The organism is Roseateles asaccharophilus (assembly GCF_004362405.1).
GTDB classification, from domain to species: Bacteria; Pseudomonadota; Gammaproteobacteria; order Burkholderiales; family Burkholderiaceae_C; genus Kinneretia; species Kinneretia asaccharophila.
In genome coordinates, this window is sequence record NZ_SNXE01000008.1 from 185,566 (window position 1) to 206,727 (window position 21,162).

At 65.8% G+C, this 21,162-nt stretch carries 20 protein-coding genes; 15 read left to right on the forward strand and 5 right to left on the reverse strand.

The features are described from left to right. Positions 1 to 499 precede the first annotated feature (499 nt). Positions 500 to 919: a hypothetical protein gene (locus tag DFR39_RS16235; RefSeq protein ID WP_133604838.1), complete on the forward strand. Its 420-nt coding sequence runs from the start codon at positions 500 to 502 to the stop codon at positions 917 to 919. Between the two features lie 570 nt (positions 920 to 1,489). Further along, the gene (locus DFR39_RS16240) at positions 1,490 to 3,607 is read left to right on the forward strand and encodes a peptidase domain-containing ABC transporter (RefSeq protein WP_133604840.1); all 2,118 of its coding nucleotides are present in this window, start codon (positions 1,490 to 1,492) and stop codon (positions 3,605 to 3,607) included. Between the two features lie 16 nt (positions 3,608 to 3,623). Here the strand turns inward: DFR39_RS16240 and DFR39_RS16245 are convergent, their stop codons facing one another. The 4 genes from DFR39_RS16245 to DFR39_RS16260 all read right to left on the reverse strand — a co-directional run bounded on the left by DFR39_RS16245 (position 3,624) and on the right by DFR39_RS16260 (position 8,139). Further along, positions 3,624 to 5,087 carry a serine/threonine protein kinase gene (locus tag DFR39_RS16245; RefSeq protein ID WP_133604842.1) on the reverse strand — a complete coding sequence of 488 codons (1,464 nt, stop codon included), beginning with the start codon at positions 5,085 to 5,087 and terminating at the stop codon, positions 3,624 to 3,626. Between the two features lie 22 nt (positions 5,088 to 5,109). Continuing rightward, positions 5,110 to 5,865: a metallophosphoesterase family protein gene (locus DFR39_RS16250; RefSeq protein ID WP_133604844.1), complete on the reverse strand. Its 756-nt coding sequence runs from the start codon at positions 5,863 to 5,865 to the stop codon at positions 5,110 to 5,112. An 84-nt stretch (positions 5,866 to 5,949) separates the two neighbouring features. Further along, a complete protein-coding gene (gene argF / locus DFR39_RS16255; protein ID WP_133604846.1) occupies positions 5,950 to 6,912 on the reverse strand; it encodes an ornithine carbamoyltransferase in 963 nt (320 codons plus the stop codon). A 9-nt stretch (positions 6,913 to 6,921) separates the two neighbouring features. After that, complete coding sequence (locus DFR39_RS16260; protein ID WP_133604848.1) at positions 6,922 to 8,139, reverse strand: aspartate aminotransferase family protein; 1,218 nt, start codon at positions 8,137 to 8,139, stop codon at positions 6,922 to 6,924. 204 nt (positions 8,140 to 8,343) lie between these two features. On the opposite strand from DFR39_RS16260, the gene DFR39_RS16265 reads away from it, so the two are divergent. Together DFR39_RS16265 and DFR39_RS16270 are read left to right on the forward strand one after the other, a co-directional pair. Next, positions 8,344 to 8,691 carry a DUF3579 domain-containing protein gene (locus DFR39_RS16265; protein WP_133604849.1) on the forward strand — a complete coding sequence of 116 codons (348 nt, stop codon included), beginning with the start codon at positions 8,344 to 8,346 and terminating at the stop codon, positions 8,689 to 8,691. A gap of 150 nt (positions 8,692 to 8,841) precedes the next feature. Then, positions 8,842 to 9,672 carry an alpha/beta fold hydrolase gene (locus tag DFR39_RS16270; RefSeq protein ID WP_133604934.1) on the forward strand — a complete coding sequence of 277 codons (831 nt, stop codon included), beginning with the start codon at positions 8,842 to 8,844 and terminating at the stop codon, positions 9,670 to 9,672. Positions 9,673 to 9,782: 110 nt separating this feature from the next. On the opposite strand, the gene rpsT is transcribed toward DFR39_RS16270, so the two are convergent. Beyond that, positions 9,783 to 10,079, reverse strand: a complete 297-nt coding sequence (gene rpsT, locus DFR39_RS16275; protein ID WP_133604851.1) for a 30S ribosomal protein S20 — start codon at positions 10,077 to 10,079, stop codon at positions 9,783 to 9,785. A gap of 124 nt (positions 10,080 to 10,203) precedes the next feature. Between rpsT and murJ the strand changes: the two genes are divergently transcribed. From murJ to DFR39_RS16330, 11 genes are all read left to right on the forward strand, one after another. Continuing rightward, complete coding sequence (gene murJ, locus DFR39_RS16280) at positions 10,204 to 11,766, forward strand: murein biosynthesis integral membrane protein MurJ (protein ID WP_133604853.1); 1,563 nt, start codon at positions 10,204 to 10,206, stop codon at positions 11,764 to 11,766. A 10-nt stretch (positions 11,767 to 11,776) separates the two neighbouring features. After that, on the forward strand, positions 11,777 to 12,634 hold the full coding sequence (locus DFR39_RS16285) for a SirB1 family protein (protein WP_133604855.1): 858 nt from the start codon (positions 11,777 to 11,779) through the stop codon (positions 12,632 to 12,634). An 82-nt stretch (positions 12,635 to 12,716) separates the two neighbouring features. Further along, on the forward strand, positions 12,717 to 13,400 hold the full coding sequence (locus tag DFR39_RS16290) for an HdaA/DnaA family protein (RefSeq protein ID WP_133604857.1): 684 nt from the start codon (positions 12,717 to 12,719) through the stop codon (positions 13,398 to 13,400). Next, positions 13,397 to 14,065 (forward strand): histidinol-phosphatase, encoded by a 669-nt coding sequence (locus DFR39_RS16295; RefSeq protein WP_133604859.1) that lies wholly within the window; start codon positions 13,397 to 13,399, stop codon positions 14,063 to 14,065. Before DFR39_RS16290 ends, DFR39_RS16295 begins: the two co-directional genes overlap by 4 nt. After that, a complete protein-coding gene (gene pcnB / locus DFR39_RS16300) occupies positions 14,062 to 15,618 on the forward strand; it encodes a polynucleotide adenylyltransferase PcnB (RefSeq protein ID WP_133604861.1) in 1,557 nt (518 codons plus the stop codon). Before DFR39_RS16295 ends, pcnB begins: the two co-directional genes overlap by 4 nt. Continuing rightward, positions 15,615 to 16,139 carry a 2-amino-4-hydroxy-6-hydroxymethyldihydropteridine diphosphokinase gene (gene folK, locus DFR39_RS16305; RefSeq protein ID WP_281277262.1) on the forward strand — a complete coding sequence of 175 codons (525 nt, stop codon included), beginning with the start codon at positions 15,615 to 15,617 and terminating at the stop codon, positions 16,137 to 16,139. The genes pcnB and folK overlap by 4 nt, the downstream gene beginning before the upstream one ends. 160 nt (positions 16,140 to 16,299) lie before the next feature. Then, entirely contained in the window at positions 16,300 to 16,947 is a 648-nt protein-coding gene (locus tag DFR39_RS16310; protein ID WP_133604865.1) for a DUF47 domain-containing protein, read from the forward strand. A 15-nt stretch (positions 16,948 to 16,962) separates the two neighbouring features. Continuing rightward, the gene (locus DFR39_RS16315) at positions 16,963 to 17,973 is read left to right on the forward strand and encodes an inorganic phosphate transporter (protein WP_133604867.1); all 1,011 of its coding nucleotides are present in this window, start codon (positions 16,963 to 16,965) and stop codon (positions 17,971 to 17,973) included. Positions 17,974 to 18,169: 196 nt separating this feature from the next. Next, positions 18,170 to 19,177: a LacI family DNA-binding transcriptional regulator gene (locus tag DFR39_RS16320; protein WP_133604869.1), complete on the forward strand. Its 1,008-nt coding sequence runs from the start codon at positions 18,170 to 18,172 to the stop codon at positions 19,175 to 19,177. Positions 19,178 to 19,217: 40 nt separating this feature from the next. Further along, positions 19,218 to 20,156, forward strand: coding sequence for a ribokinase (gene rbsK / locus DFR39_RS16325; RefSeq protein ID WP_133604871.1), 939 nt, complete (start codon positions 19,218 to 19,220; stop codon positions 20,154 to 20,156). Further along, on the forward strand, positions 20,153 to 21,160 hold the full coding sequence (locus tag DFR39_RS16330; RefSeq protein WP_133604873.1) for a nucleoside hydrolase: 1,008 nt from the start codon (positions 20,153 to 20,155) through the stop codon (positions 21,158 to 21,160). Before rbsK ends, DFR39_RS16330 begins: the two co-directional genes overlap by 4 nt. The last annotated feature ends 2 nt before the right edge of the window (positions 21,161 to 21,162 follow it).

Sequence of the window (21,162 nt, forward strand, 5' to 3'; positions counted from 1 at the left end):
TCGCGACGCGGATCCGCAGCCAGCGCAGAACGGCCTACAAATTCGACTTCGTTAGCGCAGTAGAAACTGGTCGTGGACAAGAGTCGTCAGATGTGCAGCTAGCTTCGGGTGAAATACTAACAGGAATGTAATGGAACAACTTCTGTTCGCACTGATTGGCCCACTCCTTGTGCTTGCGAGCCTGCAAGCGCGACATACTTTGGCCCGAGCTCTGCCCTTCGCGCTCGCGGGTTGGATGGCTGGTGTCGCTGCTCTCTATTTGCAAAACGAGATTCTAAACGCTGATCTAGCCCTGCGAGTACTGGTGCTTACCGGGGCTTGCGTAGCTTGTGTGTGGTTTGGAAAATGGTCCGCGAAAGAGTCGCAGTAGATGTATTGAAGCCATCCATGCGACAAAGCAATGCTAGCCGTTAGGTCAATGGAAGTGGTCGCGACGCTGCCTCCAAGCTGCTGAGTGATCACTTTCTAGCGCGTCACCCAACTGAAAGTATTGAGCGCAATGAGCTTTATCCGCTTTACCGTAATAAATCTACTTCTGAATTTCATGTGTCTCATTGTTCCATCTGTAATTTATTGTCTTCGTTATGGCGTAGGTAATCAAATTGTTGGTGTGCTGATTTATGTGTTTTTAACCTCGGTGGGTACATTTTTTTCATCGAAGTTTATTGCTTCCGGAAGTTCGTATCACAGCAGGCTTGAGAGCCCAAGAGCCCGAGTGGACAAGACTGAAGTGGAACGAAAAATGGTCTTTGCAACCTTCATTATTCCCATAGGGCTCGGGGTATTTTCCATAGCGGGTGTTCTCGCCTCCAATAGCGCATCTCTCGACGCGTACGGGTGGATGATGATTGCATTGGGCGGGAATCTAGGGTTTGCGCTGGAGAGGCTTCACAGGTTCAGGGCGGAAGCGCGCTCTTGAATATGATCCTTGCCGGCTGGTAGGGTGTTGTGCTTCAGTTTTGAAATCGCCGTGCTACATGGATCTTGTTGGATTTTATTCATTATTCTTCGCGCTGCTGATTCCAGCTGTCTTCTCGGAAATTTGCAAAAACTGGAAGAGGATTGGGGTTGGAAACTATGCTGTGTGCATTTTTGCATTTGCGCTTGTTGTAACCGTAATATTCCTGGATCTAGCGGGCATGAAGCCTGTATATATGTCAATTTTGTGGGCCGCGGTCTCTACTGGCGCATTCTGGTATCGTGCCAAATGACGAACTCTTGATGATTAAGTAAATGATGCTCGTGGAAAAGCTGAGCATGTGGCCTCGGGAGTGATAGTCCAGCTAGCGCTGGCTGGCCTCGCCTTGTAGTCGGTAGTATTGCCGTCGCCCCAGCTCTTCCTTAAAGGCACTGGCAGTGGACTCAGTGCTACCCACTTTGTGAACTGCACCTCATCGCCGTCGCGGTTCTTCGTCCATCTGTGTTTGCAGCTGAGCTTGGGACCTTAGCGATAACTGCTGTAAACAACCCGCGACGCGTCGTATTTCACTTGAAACCTCTGCTTCAATCCGAAGCCGCCGAATGCGGCCTAGCTTGCCTGGCCATGATCTGCAGCGCGCATGGGCAGCATCAGGACCTGCCAGAACTGCGCCGCCGCTTTGCGGTGTCTCTCAAAGGCGCCAACCTGCGCCAGCTGATCGGTCACGCGGCCAGCCTGGGCTTCTCGTCGCGCCCGTTGCGCCTGGAACTGGCCGAGCTGAGCCAGCTGCAAACCCCCTGCATCCTGCATTGGGACCTGAACCACTTTGTGGTGCTCAAGAAGCTGGTGCGCGGCGGGCGGATGGCCGTGATCCTGGACCCGGCGGTGGGCGAGCGGCGCCTGAGCCTGGACGAGGTTTCGCGGCATTTCACGGGCGTGGCGCTGGAGCTGAGCCCGAACGCGGACTTCAAGCGCCAGGCGCCTGCACCCCGGGTGTCTCTGGCCGAGCTGACCGGCAAGGTTCAAGGCCTCAAACGCTCCCTGCTCCAGATCTTCGCCGTCGCGGTGGTACTGGAGCTGTTCGCCATCGTGGCGCCGCTCTTCAACCAGATGGTGGTGGACGATGTGCTCACGTCGGGCGACCGCGATCTGTTGACCGTGCTGGTGCTGGGCTTTGGCCTGCTGCTGATCGTGCAGACCGCCCTGGGTCTGGCCCGCAGCTGGATGGTGATCGTGCTGGGGCAGACGGTGGCCCTGCAGTGGATGGGCAATGTGTTTGCACACCTGGTGCGCCTGCCCGTGGCTTTCTTCGAGAAGCGCCATCTGGGCGACATCACCTCGCGCTTCGGCGCGGTGGGGGGCATCCAGCGCACGCTGACCACGGCCGCGGTGGAGGCGGTGCTGGACGGTTTGATGGCCGTGGCGGCCCTGGTGATGATGCTGATCTACGCACCGTTGCTGGCCGCGGTGGTGCTGGTGGCGGTGGGGCTCTACGGGCTGCTGCGCTGGGTGGGCTATGCCCCGCTGCGCGATGCGGCGGCCGAACGCCTGGTGATGGCGGCCAAGGAGAACAGCCACTTCCTGGAGACGCTCAGAGCCATCACCCCGCTCAAGCTCTTTGGTCGGGAGCAGGAGCGCCGGGCGCGCTGGCAGAACCTGATCGTGGATGTGCAAAACCGCGATGTGCGCACCGCCAAGCTGAACATGGGCTTCAGCACGGCCAATACCTTCATCTTCGGGGCCGAGAACCTGCTGGTGCTGTGGCTGGGCGCCAAGATGATCATGGCGGGCCAGATGGGTGGCGGGGGCGGCATGACGGTGGGCATGCTCTTCGCCTTCATCGCCTACAAAGGGCAGTTCACCGGCCGGGTGTCGGCGCTCATCAACTATGCGGTGGAGCTGAAGATGCTGACCCTGCACGCCGAGCGCCTGGCCGATATCGCGCTGGAGCCGCCCGAGAAGGACGAACTGCCCGAGCACGACCTGGCCCACTTGAGCGCCAGCATCGAGCTGCGCCGGGTGAGCTTTCGGTATGGGGAGGGCGAGCCCTGGATTCTGAAAGATGCCAACTTCAGGATCGAGGCCGGCCAGAGTGTGGCCGTGACCGGCGCCAGCGGCGCGGGCAAGACCACCTTGCTGAAGATCGCCCTGGGGCTGCTGCAGCCCAGCGAGGGTGAGGTGCTGTTTGGCGGCCAGCGCATCCAGCACCTCGGGCTGCAGAACTACCGGCGCCTGATCGGCACGGTGATGCAGGAGGATGTGCTGCTCACCGGCTCATTGGCCGACAACATCGCCTTCTTCGATGTGCAGCCGGACCTGCAGCGCGTTCAGGCCTGCGCCGCCCTGGCGCAGTTGCACGACGATATTGCCCGCATGCCCATGGGCTACCAGACCCTGGTGGGTGATCTGGGCAGCGGGCTCTCGGGCGGGCAGAAGCAGCGCCTGCTGCTGGCCCGTGCGCTCTACAAGCAGCCCCGCGTGCTGGCGCTGGACGAGGCCACCAGCCACCTGGATCTGCACAAGGAGCGCGCGGTGGCCGCCGCGCTGGCGGGTCTGCCGCTCACGCGTCTCATCATCGCCCACCGGCCTGAGACGATTGCCGGGGCGCAGCGGGTGGTGCAGCTGCGGGAGGGCCAGGTGGTGGAGGTGGCACGGGCGCTGCCAGCGGCAGAACCGGCCCAGGCTTGAATCGGCGCCTACGCCCTCAGCCCGGCGCCCGCACCACGGTGACGCTGCATTCCGCCTCGGCCACCACCTGGGCCGAGACGCTGCCCAGGTAGCGGCGCAGGGCAGAGTTGGCGCGGGCACCCATCACGATATGGTCCACGCCGGCCTTGGCCGCGAACTCGATGATGGCCTGGGCGGCGTCCGGCGCCTCCAGCACATGGAAGGTCAGGCGCGCGTCCTCCAGCGACAGGGCGCGGCTGATGGGGCGGGCCCAGTGCTTGAGGGCGATCAGCTGCTTCACATGCACGCTGCGCCCCTGGGCATCGGTGAGTTCGTCCATGCCGATGCGTGCCGTTTTCATGACGCTGACGCAGGCCAGGCGGGCGCCGGGTTCGGCATGCACCAGGCGGCGCGCGGTCTCCTGCAGCCGCGCCAGCAGCGCGGGCGTGGCGGACTGCGTGTCCACCGCCGCCATGATGATGGGGCTGCGCGAAAGCTGCTGATCCACCGAGGACGATGATGCGGACTCCCGCTGCGGCTCATGGCCCAGGGCGAAGAACCAGCGCTTGAAGGCCTTGAGCGCGCCGCTGCGCTCCAGCTTGTGGGCGCGCGCCGTCAGCGTGACGGACTCGGGGCGCTGCAGATCCAGGGCCAGCTGGGCCGCGCTCTGGTAGCGGCGCTCGGGCTTGACCTCCAGGCAGTGCAGGATGACTTCCTGCAGCCAGGGTGGCAGCTCGGGGCGTATGGCGCGTGGGGGCAGGGGCTCCACATAGAGCCGACGGCGCAGACCGCGCACCGAGCTGGGCTGGCCGAAGGGGCGCTCGCCGGTGGCCAGGTGGTAGAGCATCACGCCCAGGGCGAAAAGATCGCTGCGCGGGTCGTTGCGCACGAACTGCACCTGCTCCGGCGACATATAGGGGCCGGTGCCCATGGGCAGCTCGAACTCCTCCTCCAGCAAGTCGGGCAGATGGTCGTGACGCGAGAGCCCGAAGTCCACCAGCACCGCGCTGCCGTCCGGGCGGAACATGATGTTGCTGGGCTTGATGTCCAGATGCACCACATGCTGGCGGTGCAGATCGTGCAAGGCGGCGGCCACGCGCTGTCCGATGTCCACCACCTCATCCACGCTCAGCGGCGCTTCATCCAGGCGCGGGCGCAGGGACTCGCCCTCGATGCGCTCCATCACGATATAGGCTTGGCGGGTCCAGTCGCCCCGGGCCACGAAGCGCGGCACATGCGGGCCCTTGAGCACGGGGATGAGCATCTGCTCGACCTCGAAGCCCACGATGGTGGCCGGGTCCTCGCCGCCCTTGATGCGCGGCACCTTCATGATCAGGGGCATCTCATCGTCGGGCAGCGCTTGCACGCGGCTCACGCGCCAGAGATTGGCCATGCCACCCTGATGCAGGCGCTCTTCGAGGCGGAAGCCGTCAAGCACCATGCCCGGGCTCAGCGGGGTGGGCGGGGGAAGCTCCTGCACGCTGCTGGGACCTGTGCTCATGGCGGGGCGTTTGTGTTGGTTTCTATTCGCCGCGCGCCAGGCGGGACGCCAGGCGCTGGGCCACGGGTTCGGGCAGGCCGCTGGCGAGTATGCTGGCGGCCGCGCCCTCGACATCGTAGGGAACGCGCTGAAAGCTCAGCAGGCCGCGCTCACTGTCGAAGACAGCGTAACAAGCCGCCGGATTGCCGTCGCGAGGCTGGCCGCAGGAGCCGGGAATCGCCAGCCACTGGCGGTGGCTGAGCAGCGGGATCTCCACGCCGGCCACCGGCCTGAAGTCGCCGGCCTTGCCCGTACCGGAGAGGTGGTAGAGCATGGGCTCATGCATATGGCCGCAAAAGGTGTAGTGCGCCCGCGTGGCCTGCAGGCTGCGCATGGCTTCCAGGCGCCCCTGGATGTACTCGTAGCCCTCGGGATCGTAGGCGTTGGCATGCACAAAGAGGCACTCGCCCTCGCTGCGACTCAGGGGCAACTCGGCCAGGAAGCGCAGTTGTTCGGGATTCAGCCGATCTCGGGTCCAGCTCACGGCCGTTCGCGCGTCCTCGCGCATGGTGGGCAGGGCGCCCTGCGTGACGGCGCTGTCGTGATTGCCCTGCACCGCCACGGCCCCTTGGGCGACCAGCTCCCGCACCTGGTCGATCACCCAGGCCGGATCACCGCCATAGCCCACATAGTCGCCCAGCAGCCCATAACGCTCGCAGCCCTGGGCTCGGGCATCCGCGAGCACGGCCTCCAGGGCCTGGCGGTTGGCATGAATATCGGTGATGAGGGCCCAGCGCATGGGGACACATCTTGCCACGCAGGCCTGACACGACCCCAACAGACGAGCGGCCCGCGCACGGGCCGCTTTGCTTCGCGCTGGCGTTTAGCCGATGCGCCCCAGCAGCAGGTACTCCATCAGCGCCTTCTGCACATGCATGCGGTTCTCGGCCTCGTCCCAGACCACGGACTGGGGTCCGTCGATCACCTCGGCCGTGACTTCCTCGCCGCGGTGGGCGGGCAGGCAGTGCATGAAGAGCGCGTCGGGCTTGGCCACGGCCATCATTTCCGCGTCCACGCACCAGTCGGCAAAGGCCTTGCGGCGGGCCTCGTTCTCGGCCTCGTAGCCCATGCTGGTCCACACATCGGTGGTGACCAGATCGGCGCCGCGGCAGGCCTCCAGCGGGTCCTTGAAGACCTTGTAGCAGCTGGCGTCCTTGATGCCCGCCACGGCGGGGTCGATCTCGTAGCCGCTGGGGGTGCTGACATGCACCGTGAAGCCCAGGATCTCGGCCGCCTGCAGCCAGGTGTTGGCCATATTGTTGCCGTCGCCCACCCAGGCCACGACACGGCCCTTGAGGCAGTCCATGTCGATGGCGCCTCGGCGGTCCATGCCGCGCTGCTCAATGAAGGTGAACAGGTCGGCCAGGATCTGGCAGGGGTGGTATTCGTTGGTCAGGCCGTTGATCACGGGCACGCGCGAGTGAGCGGCAAAACGCTCGATCTTGCTCTGCTCGAAGGTGCGGATCATTACGATGTCGACCATGCGGCTGATCACGCGGGCGCTGTCCTCGATGGGCTCGGCGCGGCCCAGCTGGCTGTCACCGGTGGTGAGGTGCACCACCGAGCCGCCCATCTGGTACATGCCGGCTTCGAAGCTCACGCGGGTGCGGGTGCTGGCCTTCTCGAAGATCATGGCCAGGGTGCGATCCTGCAGGGGCTGGTACTTCTCGTAGTTCTTGAAGCGGCGCTTGATGATGGCGGCGCGGTCGAAGAGATGAGCGTATTCCTCGGCGCGCAGATCCTTGAATTGCAGGTAGTGGCGCATCAGGCTGTTTCCAGGTTTCATCGGCTGGGTTCAGGCTTTGGGCTGGGCCAGGAAGGCCTTGACCAGCGGCGCCAGGATGGCCACCACCTGGGCGGCCTCGTCCTCGCTCAGGATCAGGGCCGGCACCAGACGGATCACGCGGTCGGCGGTGACGCTGATCAAGAGGCCGGCCTCGGCGGCCTGGCCCAGCACGGCACCAGCCGGACGGTCCAGCTCGATGCCCAGCATCAGGCCCTGGCCACGGATCTCGACCACGCCGGGCACGCCGGCGAGCTCGCGCTCCAGGCCGGCCTTGAGGGCGGCGCCCACCCGGGCGGCGTGCGCCAGCAGACCGTCTTCTTCCATGATCTTCAGGGTCTCGACCCCGGCGCGCATGGCCAGCGGGTTGCCGCCGAAGGTGGTGCCATGGTTGCCCGGCTGCAGCACGCTGGCGGCGCGCGGGCCGCAGACCACGGCGCCGATGGGCACGCCCGAGCCCAGGCCCTTGGCCAGGGGCATCACGTCCGGCTGCATGTCGGCCCACTGGTGGGCGAACCACTTGCCGGTGCGGCCGATGCCGCACTGCACCTCGTCCAGCATCAGCAGCAGATCGTGCGCGTCGCACAGGCGGCGCAGGCCTTGCAGGAACTCGATGCGGGCCGGGTTCACGCCGCCCTCGCCCTGGATGGTCTCCAGGAAGATGGCGGTCACGTTGGGATGGCTCTTGATCGCGGCTTCGACCGCGGCCAGATCGTTCAGCGGCACGCGCACAAAGCCCTGTACCAGCGGGCCGAAGCCGGCGTGGACCTTGGGGTTGGCGGTGGCGGAGAGCGTGGCGATGGAGCGGCCGTGGAAGGCGCCCTCGAACACGATCACCTCGGGGGTGGTGTTGCCACGGTCCTGGCCGAACTTGCGCGCGATCTTGAGCGCCGCTTCATTGGCCTCCAGGCCGCTGTTGCAGAAGAAGACCTTGCTCAGGCCCGAGAGCTCGCAGAGCTTGGCCGCCAGCTGCTCCTGCAAGGGCACGTGGTAGTAGTTGCTGGTGTGGATCAGCTTGGCCACCTGCTCTTGCAGCGCCGGCACCAGACGGGGGTGAGCATGGCCCAAGGTATTGACCGCGATGCCACCCAGCGCGTCCAGATATCGTCGGCCGTTGACATCCCAGACCCAGCAGCCCTGGCCATGCGACAGCGCGATCGGCAGTCGGCCATAGGTTTGCATCACATGGGCTTCGGTGGGAGCAGCGGGCGCGGTAGCTGGGGCGTTCATCAACTTTCCATTCGAGGGGGAAGGGATGCCCCGGGGGTGGGGCAGGGGAGCCGATTCTAAGGGGCCGACTTGTCGATGAATCGCGCATGTGTCAAGAACTACCGAAGCTTTGTTCGGACTTCAGTGCCCACTGTGCTGCGGCGCAACACATCCAAGGCACAATAGCGGTCTTGCCGCAGCTGAGCGGCCTGTCATCACCGCTTCATGAGCCTGCCCCCCAAACCGCGCGAAGTCTTTATCCAAGGTCTGACCTTGGAGGGACGGACCTTTAGACCCAGCGACTGGGCCGAGCGTCTGGCGGGTGCCATGTCTTGCTTCCGCCCGGGTGGTGCGCGCAGTGGCCCAGGTGCCCATATCGGCTATTCGCCCTACTGCGTGCCGACGGTCATCAACGGCGTGAAGTGCGTGATCGTCAACGAGGCGCTCAAGGACATCGAGCCGATGGCCTGGGACTTCGTGATGAACTTTGCGCGCGACAACCGCTTGCAGGTCGTCGAGGCCTGTCTGATACCGGACGAGCCGCCCGTGAAGCCGGGCTCGTCCTCGCAATAAGTGACAGTACGGCATTGAAGCCTTGGGCCTGAGCTGATTTAATTGAGCGCAGCCGGGCGCGCCTCGCCCGCGCATTACAACCACCTCACACGTAATTCAGGTCGAGCCGGGCGGGCCGACCTCATGCCTCATGGAGTTCGCTTGAATTCGGTGCCAACTTGGGTGCTGCTGCGCGGACTCACCCGCGAGAGCGGGCATTGGGGAGCCTTCCCCCAATTGCTGCGTGAGCGGCTGGCAGTTCAACAGCCTGGCATTTGTGTCATGACGCTGGATCTGCCGGGTAATGGCTCGCTATACCGTCAAATCAGCCCGAGTCGGGTTCCCGATTTGGTGCAGGCCTGTCGTGACGAATTGCGGCGTCGTGGGTGTCACGGGCCGGTTTATCTCCTGGCCATGTCCTTGGGGGGCATGGTGGCCTGCGAGTGGGCGCTGAGTTATCCGGAGGAGGTGGCTGGCGCAGTTCTGATCAATACCAGCATGCGGCCTGCGGTGACCTTGCGCAGCCGTATGCGGCCGCTGAGCTATTGGAAACTGTTGGCCGGCGGCGTGCTCAGCTTGCGTGGGCGCTGGCGTGAGGCCAGGGTGCTGGCGGCAACCTCTCGCATGGTCGACAGGCCGCGTGAGGTGCTGGATGCCTGGGTCGACTTGCAGCGCCGGCATCCGGTGGCCTGGCGCAATGGTTTCAGGCAGTTGCTGGCTGCTCTGAGATACCAAGCCAGCAGGGGGCGTCCGCAGGCGCCTATGCTCCTGCTCTGCAGCCAGGCTGACGACTTGGTGGATTGGCGCTGTTCGCAGGCGCTCAGCCGTGCCTGGGGGGCGCCTTTGCGCATGCACACCCAGGCAGGTCACGATCTGGCGCTGGATGATCCCTCTTGGGTCGCTCAGGCGGTGGGGGACTGGCTGCGGGCGCAGCAGATGCACGCCATGGTGATTGGCGGCTCGCCTTCGCGTATCGCGGACCTGCAGGTGCAGCAAGGCTGAGCGTCAAATCCTCGACGCTTGGCGGCGTGTCTTCAGCGTCCGTTTGCTTGGCGCTCCAATGACAAAAGCCCGCCGAGGCGGGCTTTTGCTTTGCACCAAGTCTGGTTGTTTCAGGCGGCCAGCGCCTTGATCTTGGCGGACAGGCGGCTCTTGTGGCGAGCAGCCTTGTTCTTGTGGAAGATGCCCTTGTCGGCCACGGAATCAATCACGGCCTGGGCGGTCTTGAACAGTTCGGCAGCCTTGGTCTTGTCACCAGCGACCACGGCCTTTTGCACGTTCTTGATGACCGTGCGGAATTTGGAGCGCAGTGCCGTGTTGGCGGCGTTCAGCTTGACGTCCTGGCGTGCGCGCTTGCGGCCCGATGCCAGACGGACGGTTTTCTTCTTGGCTTTGGAAGAGCTTGCCATTTTGTGTATTTACCCAGATGGTGCAAAGACGGCGAGTGTAGCACTTTTGGGACTCGAAATGCAATGCCGCCTGACAACAGGCTCCATAATGCGGCCGCTTCGGTCATCCAAACCCTTATCCCGCATGAATCTTCTGCGCGCCGCATCCACAGTTTCCGTGCTGACCCTGGCGTCGCGTGTGACCGGTTTGATCCGGGAGCAGATGGTGGCGGCCATGTTCGGGGCCTCGACCTTGACCGACGCCTTCCAGGTGGCGTTTCGCATCCCGAATATGTTGCGGCGCCTGTTTGCCGAAGGGGCATTCTCACAGGCTTTCGTACCCCTGCTGGCGCGCACCCGCGCGGCCGAAGGTGAGGAGGCCACCCACGATCTGATCAATGCCGTGGCCACGGTGCTGCTCTGGGCCTTGATCCTGACATGCGTGTTGGGCGTGCTTGGCGCGCCCCTGCTGGTCTGGATGCTGGGGGCTGGTTTGCCGGAATCGGGGCGAGAGGCCGCCATCGTGATGACGCGCTGGATGTTCCCCTACATCGGTTGCATGTCCCTGGTGGCTTTGTCGGCCGGCATTCTGAATACCTGGAAGCGATTTGCCGTGCCGGCACTCACGCCGGTGCTGCTCAATCTGTCGGTGATCGCCTGTGGATTCTGGCTCTCGCCCTGGTTGCGTGAGCAGGGGGTGCAGCCCATCTATGCCCTGGCCATGGGTGTGATGCTGGGTGGTGTCTTGCAGCTTGTGGTCCAGATTCCGGCCCTGCGCGCCATCGGCGCCATGCCGCGCCTGAGTTTGGGGCTGGGCGCGCTGCGCCGGGCTTGGGCCAGTCAGGGGGTAAAGCAGGTGCTGTCCGCCATGGGGCCGGCTTTGCTGGGTGTGGGGGTGGCGCAGCTTTCCCTGGTCATCAACACCCAGATCGCCATCTTTGTGGCCGAGGGGGCGGCGTCCTGGCTGACCTTTGCGGACCGTTTGATGGAGTTTCCGACAGCGCTGCTGGGCGTGGCCTTGGGGGCCGTGCTGACGCCTCAGCTGTCCGCGGCCCAGGCGCGGGGTGATGCGCAGGAATACACGGCCATGCTGGACTGGGGCTTGCGCATGGTGCTGCTGCTGGCGCTGCCCTGTGCCGTGGCGCTTTTGCTGTTTGCCCAGCCCATGGTGGCGGTGCTCTACCACCGCGGCGCCTTCACGGCGCAGGACGTGGCCCAGACCAGCTGGGCCGTGATGGGCTACGGTGTCGGTCTGATGGGGCTGGTGGGCATCAAGGTGCTGGCGCCGGGCTTTTTTGCGCGCCAGGATATGCGCACGCCGGTGCGCATTGCCGTGATGGTGCTTGTGCTGACCCAGCTGCTGAATGCCTTGCTGGTTCCCTGGCTGGGGGTGGCGGGCCTGGCCCTGGCTATCGGTCTTGGGGCCCTGGTCAATGCGGCCTGGCTGCTGCGTGGCCTGCGCCGCTTGGGCAGCTACCAGCCTGCGCCGGGCTGGTTGGGCTTCACGCTGCGGGTGGTGCTGGCCAGTGCGGCCATGGGTGCCCTGCAGTGGTGGCTGGCGGGCTATTTTGATTGGGTCGCCCTAGGGCGCACGGAGCTCTTGCGAGCCCTGCTGATGGCGGCCAGTCTGGCGGCCTCGGCGCTGGTGTACTTCGCGGTGCTGGCCATTTGCGGGCTGAAGCTGCGCCAGTTCGTGCGCCGGGCCTAGACTCGCGCGCATGAGCGATTCGCCCTATCTCAAGCCGGCCTCGACGCTGACTTACTTCGCGGCCTTGGTGGCTGACGACGCGAGCTTGCACCTGCTGGAGGCGGCGGCAGCGATTGCCCAGGATCGCTATCCCGATTTTGATGTTCAGGCGGTGCTGGCGGAGGTGGATGAGCTGGCCCGGCGTCTGCACCAGCGCCTGCCGGCCGATGCGGCCCCTGCACACCGGCTGCGCCTGCTGAATCACTTCTTCAGCCAGGAGCTGGGCTTTGCCGGCAATCTGAACAATTACTACGAGGTGGACAACAGCTATGTCCACCGGGTGTTGCGAACACGGCGAGGCATCCCGGTCAGCTTGGCTGTCATCTATCTGGAGCTGGCGGCCCAGATCGGCCTACAGGCCTGCGGGGTGTCGTTCCCCGGGCACTTCCTGATCAAGCTGCAGCTGCCCCAGGGGGATCTGGTGCTGGACCCCTTGCGTTGCGAGCCCCTGTCGCGAGAGGCGCTTGAGGAGGCGCTACAGCCCTTTCGGGCGGACTGGACCTCGCCGCAGCCGCTGGAGCGTTTTCTCAGGCCTGCGACGCCGCGCCAGGTCTTGGCCCGCATGCTGCGAAACCTCAAGGAGATACACCGCAGCGAGGGTGACGCGTCGGCATGGTTGGCCGTGCAGCAGCGTCTGGTGCTTTTGCTGCCGGGCGAGGCCGCGGAATGGCGTGATCGCGGCCTGGCCCAGGAGGCGGTGGGGCATTGGCAGGGGGCGGTCGAGGACTTGCGCCGCTATCTGGAACTCAGCCCCGATGCGAGCGATGCGCCGGAAATCGCGCGGCGCGTGCAGACACTGGTGGCGCGTGGAGCGCCACCCATGCACTGAAGCGGGGCAGGGCGCCGCTTAGAATCGCGGCCGGTTGCGGTGCTGCCATCTGGGTGTGCCGCGGGACGAAGGTTGATCCTCTTTGAAGCAGATTCCGCTCTCGCTGGGCCCCGAGCCCGTGTACAGCTTTGACAATCTCATGCCCGGCGCCAATGCCGCGGCGCTGGCGCATCTGCAGGCGCTCACCCCCGGGGCGCCGCCGGTGTTCCTGTGGGGCGGGGCGGGCAGTGGCAAGACCCATGTGCTGCGCGCCCTGGCCGGTGCCTGGCAGGCAGCCGGTGCCCAGGTGGGCTGGTATGGCGCGGACACGGCCCTGCCCTGGGAGCTGCCGGCCCAGCCCAGCCTCTTGCTGCTGGACGACTGCCAGGACTATGACGCCGGCCAGCAGCACGCGGCCTTCCAGCTCTTTGTCGAGGCGGCCACCCATGGCCTGGCCGTGGTGGCCACCGGCACCGCACCGCCGGTGGACCTGGAACTGCGCGAGGACCTGCGCACCCGCCTGGGCTGGGGGCCGACCTTTGCCCTGCAGCCGCTCGCGGAGCAGGAGGTACGGGCAGCACTGCGCCGCGAGGCCGATCGTCGCGGCATCGCGCTCTCGGACGAGGTGATGGACTATCTGCTCACCCGTTTTGCCCGCAATCTCAAGCACCTGATGGGCCTGCTGGACCGGCTGGATGAGTTCGCCTTGTCCACCAAGCGGGCCGTCACCGTGCCCCTGCTGCGTCAGATGTTGGCCGACCAGGCCGAGCAAGAAGAAAAAGCATGAACCTCACCCTTTTTGATCTGGACGGGACCCTGATCCCGCACGACTCGGACCACGCTTTCGGCGGCTTCATGGTCGATATCGGCTGGGCCGACGGCGAGGAGTGGCGTCGGCGCAACGACGAGTTCTTTGCCGAGTATCAGGCCGGCGTCCTGAATCTGGATCGCTACATCGACTTTGCCAGCTCGGTCTGGCGCCAGCGCCCCCTGGCCGAGGCCCTGGCCGCGCGCGAGCGCTTCATGGCCGAGGTCATGGCGCCCATGCTGCTGCCCCAGGCCCGCGCCCTGGTGAAGAAGCATCAGGATGCCGGGGATCTGGTGGCCCTCGTCACGGCCACCAATGAGTTCGTCACCGAGCCCATTGCCGCAGCCTTTGGCATCGAGACCCTGATCGCGGTGCAGCTGGAGCGTGATGCCCAGGGGCGCTACACCGGCCGCGTGGAGGGTGTCCCTTCCTTCCAGGCCGGCAAGATCACGCGGGTGGAGGCCTGGCTGACCGGCTTGGGGCGACAATGGTCGGACTTCGAGCGCATCTACTTCTACAGCGACTCGATCAATGATCTGCCGCTGCTGGAGCGGGTCAGCGATCCGGTCGCGACCAACCCCACGCCGGCCCTGGCCAAGATCGCGAGCGAGCGCGGTTGGCCCCAACTGACTCTCTTCCCATGATCAAGAAATTCATCGACAAGCTGCTGGGCAAGCCCGCCGGCAAAAGCAGCCCCCTGGGCAAGCGGGTGGAGGTGCAGGTGGCCGAGCACCGCATTGATCCTGACTTGCTGGATGACCGAGCCGTCAAGGTGGTCCAGACCCTGGCGGACGCGGGCTTTGAAGCCTATATCGTGGGCGGCGCGGTGCGCGATCTGCTGCTGGGCATGCGGCCCAAGGACTTCGACGTGGCCACCAATGCCACGCCCGAGCAGGTCAAGAGCCTGTTCCGCCGCGCCTTCATCATCGGCCGGCGTTTCCGCATCGTGCACGTGGTCTATGGCCGCGGGCGCGAGCATGAGGTGATCGAGGTCTCCACTTTCCGCGCCCTGCTGGGCAGCGAGAGCGCCGAGCAGGTCAGCGGCAATGAGAAGACCTCCAAGGCCGAGCTGGCCGGCAAGAGCCATGTGGTCGATGCCGAAGGCCGGGTGCTGCGCGACAACGTCTGGGGTCCGCAGATCGAGGATGCGGCGCGCCGAGACTTCACGGTCAACGCCATGTACTACGACCCCCAGCGCCAGCTGGTGGTGGACTATCACGGCGGCCTGGGCGATGCGCGCAAGAAGGTGCTGCGCATCATCGGCGATGCCGAAACCCGCTACCGCGAGGACCCAGTGCGCATCATCCGCGCCGTGCGTTTTGCGGCCAAGCTGGGCTTCGAGCTGGAACCCAAGACCCGCAAGCCCATCCAGTCCATGGCGGATCTGCTGGCCAATGTGCCGGCCTCGCGCCTGTTCGACGAGATGATCAAGCTGCTGCAGACCGGTCACTCCCTGGCCAGCCTGGCCCAGCTCAAGAAGCTGGGCCTGGCGCGCGGCATCTTCCCCATCCTGGACGCCATGCTCACGCCGGAGGGCGACCTGCACGAGGGCCAGCGCGGCCAGTTCGTGCGCCTGGCCTTCGAGGACACCGACCGCCGTGTGGCCGAGGGCCGCGGCGTCTCGCCCAGCTTCATGCTGGCCTGCATGCTCTGGCATGAGGTGTCGGAACGCTGGGCGCGGCTGCGCGAGGCCGGGGAGGCGCCGGTGCCGGCACTCAGCCAGGCCATTGACGCGGTGTTCGATGCCCGTATCGGCGATATCTCGGGCCGCGGCAAGCTGGCCACCGATATGCGCGAGATCTGGATGATGCAGCCGCGCTTCGAGCGTCGCAGCGGCAACGGGGTCTACACCCTGGTGGAGCAGGCGCGCTACCGCGCCGGCTTCGACTTCTTGCGTCTGCGTGCCGATGTGGGCGAGATCGAGCCTGCCCTGGCCGACTGGTGGGAGGACTTTGCCCTGGGCAGCGAGGAGGAGCGCGAGGCCCTGCTGGAGCAGGCCCGCGAGGCCGACCGCCAGCGCCGTCCGCCCAAGGTGCACCGCCTGCCGCGCAAGGATGCTGCGGCTACGGCCGCCTCGGCAACGGTTGACTCGGGCGAGGGCGGTGAGGGCGCCGCCAGCGCCGGCCCGGCCAAGAAGCGCCGCCGTCGCCGTCGTCCGGCGGGCAGCAAGCCGGCCGCGACCCCTTCGGCCGAGTGAGTGGCTTGAAGCCGGCGGAGGCCCCGCTCGCCACGGCCTATATCGGCCTGGGTGCAAACCTGGGCGATCTACCGGCCACCTTGCGTATGGCCCTGGGCGCGCTGGCCGCTCTGCCGCACAGCCGGCTCGCGGCCGTCTCCGGCGCCTGGCGCAGCGCGCCGATCGAGGCGGGCGGCCCCGACTTTCTGAACGCCGTGGCACGGCTGGAGACCCGGCTCGCACCCCTGGTCCTGCTGGATGCGCTGCAGGCCATCGAGCAGGTCCATGGCCGCGAGCGGCCCTACCGCAATGCACCGCGCACCCTGGACCTGGACTTGCTGGCGCTGGATGATCTGGTCATGGATGAGCCCCGGCTGCAACTGCCGCATGCGCGCCTGCATCAGCGTGCCTTTGTGCTGCGGCCTCTGCTGGAGCTGGCGCCCGCGCTGACCCTGCCGGGCTTGGGGGCCTTGACCGACTGGCTGCCCGGGGTGGCCGATCAGCGCCTGGAGCGTCTGGCGCTGGAGCTCGTGCCAGTCTGAGGTCTGCTGAGCATCCTCGCCCGTGCCTCGGCCGTGGGTGCGCTGTGCAGATACACTCCCGCCTCCATCGCGTGACAAGACGATGACAAATCAATGACAAAGCGCGAATGCGCCGTGCCCGTTGCCGGGGTGCCCCCGCACGAGCCAGGAGAATCCTCACATGCTGTTTGGCAAGCTGCTGCCCCGAGAGGGCAATTTTTTTGAGCTCTTCAACGAGCACGGCCATCAGATCGTCGAAGGCGCGCGTGCCTTCATGCTGATGATCCAGAACTACAACGATCTGGACCTGCGCGAGAAGTACGCCGCCGAGGTGGACAAGGCCGAGCATGCCGCCGACCGCATCACGGCCGAGGTCAACCGCCTGCTGCACCGCACCTTCATCACGCCCATCGACCGCGAGCAGATCCACGGCCTGATCAATGCCATGGATGACATCCTGGACCTGCTTCAGGATAGCAGCGAGACCCTGTCGCTCTACGATGTGCGTTCCATCCCGGAGGAAGTGCTGCGTCTGGGTGAGCTTTCGGCCAGGTGCTGCGAGCGCGTGCAGCATGCCGTGTCCCTGCTGCCCAAGCTGAGCCAGCCGCAGACGGCCGATGCGGCCGTCAAGACCTGCGAAGAAATCGACAAGCTGGAGTCGGATGCCGACCGCGTGATGCGTTCGGCCATGTCCAAGCTCTTCCGCGAGCAGGAGGATGTGCGCGAGCTGATCAAGCTCAAGGCCATCTACGAGCAGCTGGAGTCCATTTCCGACCGTTGCGAGGACGTGGCCAACCTCATCGAGGGCATCGTCCTCGAGAACTCCTGATCGGAGCCGTCTTCCATGGAAACGGTTCAGATCGCCTTCTGGGTCGTGGCGATGCTGGTGGTACTGGCGCTCGCCTTCGACTTCATGAATGGCTTCCATGATGCGGCCAACTCGATCGCGACGGTGGTGTCCACCGGCGTGCTCAAGCCGCAGCAGGCGGTGCTGTTTGCCGCCTTCTTCAACGTCATCGCCATTGCCTTCTTCCACCTCAAGGTGGCCGGCACCATCGGCAAGGGCATCGTGGAGCCCGGGGTCGTGGACCATCATGTGGTCTTCGGTGCGCTGATGGGTGCGATTGCCTGGAACATCATCACTTGGTGGTACGGCATCCCCTCATCCAGCTCTCATGCGCTGATCGGTGGCATCGTGGGTGCCGTGATTGCCAAGGCCGGCGCCTCCAAGCTCATTGCCGGCGGCGTGCTCAAGACCGTGGCCTTCATCTTTGTGTCGCCGCTGCTGGGCTTTGTGCTGGGCTCGCTGCTGATGGTGATCGTGGCCTGGCTGTTCCGGCGTACGTCCCCGCTCCGGGTGGACAACTGGTTCCGCCGATTGCAGCTGGTTTCCGCCGGCCTCTACAGCCTGGGACACGGTGGCAACGATGCGCAGAAGACCATAGGCATCATCTGGATGCTGCTGGTGGCCTCGGGCTATATGGCCGCGACCGATGCGGCGCCTCCGGGCTGGGTGATCTACTCCTGCTATATCGCCATTGGTCTGGGCACCATGTTTGGCGGCTGGCGCATCGTGCGCACCATGGGCCAGAAGATCACCAAGCTCAAGCCCGTGGGCGGCTTCTGTGCCGAGACGGGCGGCGCCATGACCTTGTTCCTGGCCACGGCGCTGGGCATTCCCGTCTCGACCACCCACACCATCACCGGCGCCATCGTCGGTGTCGGTTCGGTCCAGCGCGCATCCGCCGTGCGTTGGGGGGTGGCGGGCAATATCGTCTGGGCCTGGATCTTCACCATTCCAGCGGCCGCCTTCATGGCCGGCATCTGCTACTGGCTGAGCTTCACGCTGTTCTGAGCCGGGGCGCTCCGGACGCAGCCTGAATTTGCTTGATGGCTGCATCGGCGTCGCGCCGCGAGGGGCGCTTTGCGCTATGCTCGCGCAGGTTGGCAAACGTTTGCCATTTCGAACCCATGGTCCAGCTCCAGCGCGCTAAGGCGCTGGCCCTGAGTTCGGCGCTCAGCCTTCACCGAGTCTGCAAGAGTCCTAGCCTGTGAGCACGATCAAAGATGTCGCGGCGCTGGCGGGGGTGTCCTTCACCACCGTCTCCCATGTCCTGAACGACACCCGGCCCGTCAGTGCCGACGCGCGCCGCCGCGTGCTGGCGGCCGTGGAGGAGATTGGCTACCTGCCCAGCGCCGTGGCGCGGTCGCTCCGCAAGAGCGAGACCAAGATCATTGGCGTGCTGGTGCCCAATGTGAACAACCCCTTCTTCGCCGAGCTGGTGGTGGGAGTGGAGGAGGGCTGCCGGCTCTCGGGCTACTCGGTCTTTTTGTGCAACTCGGACAACGACCCCAAGCGCCAGCAGCAATACATGCGCACCCTGCTGGAAAAGCGCATCGACGGCCTGCTGCTGTCTTCGGCCGGTGATGCCGAGGCCCTGGCTCGCATCTTCAAGCTGGCGACGGTGCCGGCGGTCACGGTGGACCGTGCCGTGCCCGGCGCGCGTGCCGATCGGGTCAGCGTGAACAACCAGGATGGCGCGTACAAGGCCGTGCGCCACCTTCTGGATCTGGGGCACAGGCAGATCGCCTGCATCAGCGGTCCCGCGGAGTTCGAGGTCAGCATGGAGCGCGTCGAGGGCTGGCGACGGGCCCTGCAGGAGCGTGGGCTGCCGGTGGACGGGAGCCTGCTCATCGAGAGCGACTTCAGCAGCGCCGGTGGCTATGAAGCGGCTCGTCGTCTGCTGCGTGACCGCGCCGAGATCAGTGCCGTCTTTGCCAGCAATGACATGATGGCCTTGGGCGTGCTACGTGCTGCGGCCGAGTTCGGGCTGCGACTGCCCCAGCAGCTTTCGGTGGTGGGCTTTGACGATATCGAGCTCAGCGCCTATGTCTATCCGGCGCTCAGCACCGTGGGCTGCTCCATCAAGGAGCTGGGCCGCGAGGCGGCCCGGGTGCTGATCGACCGCATCGAGAATCCCGGCGCACCACTCAAGGACGTGCAGCTGACGCCGCGCCTGGTGCAGCGTGAGAGCACGGCCGCGCCTGGCAGCCGCTGAGGCGCCACGGCCCCACAATCTGTAAGAGGAAGTCAAACCGATGAGCGATTCCCGCGCCGTCGCCGGCTCAGCCGCTGCCCATGTGGTGGTGGTGGGCAGCATCAATATGGACATGGTCTCGCACTCACGCCGCTTGCCGGCGCCGGGCGAGACGCTGATGGGCGAAGCCTTTGTCATGGCCCCCGGCGGCAAGGGCGCCAACCAGGCCGTGGCTGCGGCTCGCCTGGGCGCGCGCGTGGGCTTTGTGTCACGCGTGGGCACCCGCGCCCATGGCCGCGAGTTGCTGGCTGCCCTGGCCGAGGAGGGCGTGGACGCCCGCGGCGTGCAGCAGGACGAGACGGCCCTGCCGGGCATTGCCGTCATCATGGTGGCCAGCGAGGGTGGCGAAAACTCCATCGTCTATGTGCCCGGCAGCAATGCCCAGCTGCTGCCGGCCGATGTGCAGGCCGCGGCTCCCTTGTTGCAGGCCGCTCGCGTGGTGGTGGCCCAGCTGGAGGTGCCGGTTCCCGCCATCCGTTGCGCCTTCGAGATGGCCCGCGCCGCGGGGGTGATCACCATCCTGAACGCCGCGCCGGCCCTGGCCGAGGGCGCCGAGCTGCTGCCCCTGTGCGACTGGCTGGTGCTCAACGAGACCGAGGCCGCGCAATTTGCGGGCCTGGCCGTGGGCGGGCTGGCCGAGGCCGAGGCTGCCGCCCAGGCCCTGCTGGCGCGCGGTCCGCGTCAGGTGCTGGTGACCCTGGGCGCCCAGGGCGCTCTGCTGGCGGATGCTGCCGGCCTGCAACTGCTGCCCGCCCGTGCCGTGAAAGCCGTGGACACCGTGGGTGCCGGTGATACTTTTGTGGGTGGTCTGGCCACCGGCTTGGCCGAGGGCATGAGCCCGGTCGAGGCGGTGCGCCTGGGCCAGGCCGCGGCGGCCATCGCCGTCAGCCGCAGCGGTGTGCAGTCCGCCATGCCGCGTCGTTCGGAGCTGCAGCCATGAACAAGCCTTCTTCCTCGTCCCGCCTTCCCGTCATCTTCGACACCGACCCGGGCATCGATGACGCCATGGCCCTGAGCCTGCTGGCGCGGCATCCCGATGTGGATCTGCTGGCCCTTACCACGGTGTTTGGCAACGCCTCGGTGCAGACCACCACCACCAATGCCCTGGCCTTGTGCGGCCTGTACGGCCTGGACATTCCGGTGGCCGCCGGCGCCGCCGGGCCGCTCTCGCCGCTGGGGAGCCAGGACTTTCCGGCCCATGTGCATGGGGACGATGGGTTGGGCGGCATGTCCAGCCGTTTGCCGGCGCCGCGTCAGGGCGTGGATGCGCGGCCTGCCCATGAGCTGATCTGCGAGATGGTCAATGCCCGACCGGGCGAGATCAGCCTGGTGGCCGTGGGCCCCATGACCAATCTGGCCTTGGCCCTGCGCCACGACCCCTCCATCGTCAGCAAGGTGCGGCAGGTGGTGGTCATGGGGGGGGCCTTCGGCACCCATGGCCACGCCGGCAATGTCACGCCCGTGGCCGAGGCCAACATCATCAACGACCCCGAGGCGGCCGACCGCGTTTTCGGTGCCGAGTGGCCGGTGGTGCTGGTGGGCTTGGATGTGACCCAGGAAGTGGTCATGGACGAGGCCTATCTGGCCGGATTGCGCGGACGCGGCCAGGGCGTGGGCGACTTTCTGTGGCAGGCCACGCGCCACTATCAGGACTTCTATCATGAGCGCGATGGCATCGGGGGCATCTACTCCCACGACGCCAGCGCCGTGGCGTATCTGATCGATCCCTCGCTCTTCACCCTGCGCGGCGGCCCGGTCCGTGTGGTGACCGAGGGCATTGCCCGCGGCCAGACCATTCAGGCCTGGCGCCAGTTCGGCGAGCATGGCGGCACGGCCTCGCCCTGGAGCCTGTGCCCCAATCAGCAGGTCTGCATCGATGTGGATGAGCAGGGTGTGCTGGACCTGTTCTCGCGGGCCTTTGAAGAGCAAGACAACAAGGAGTAAGC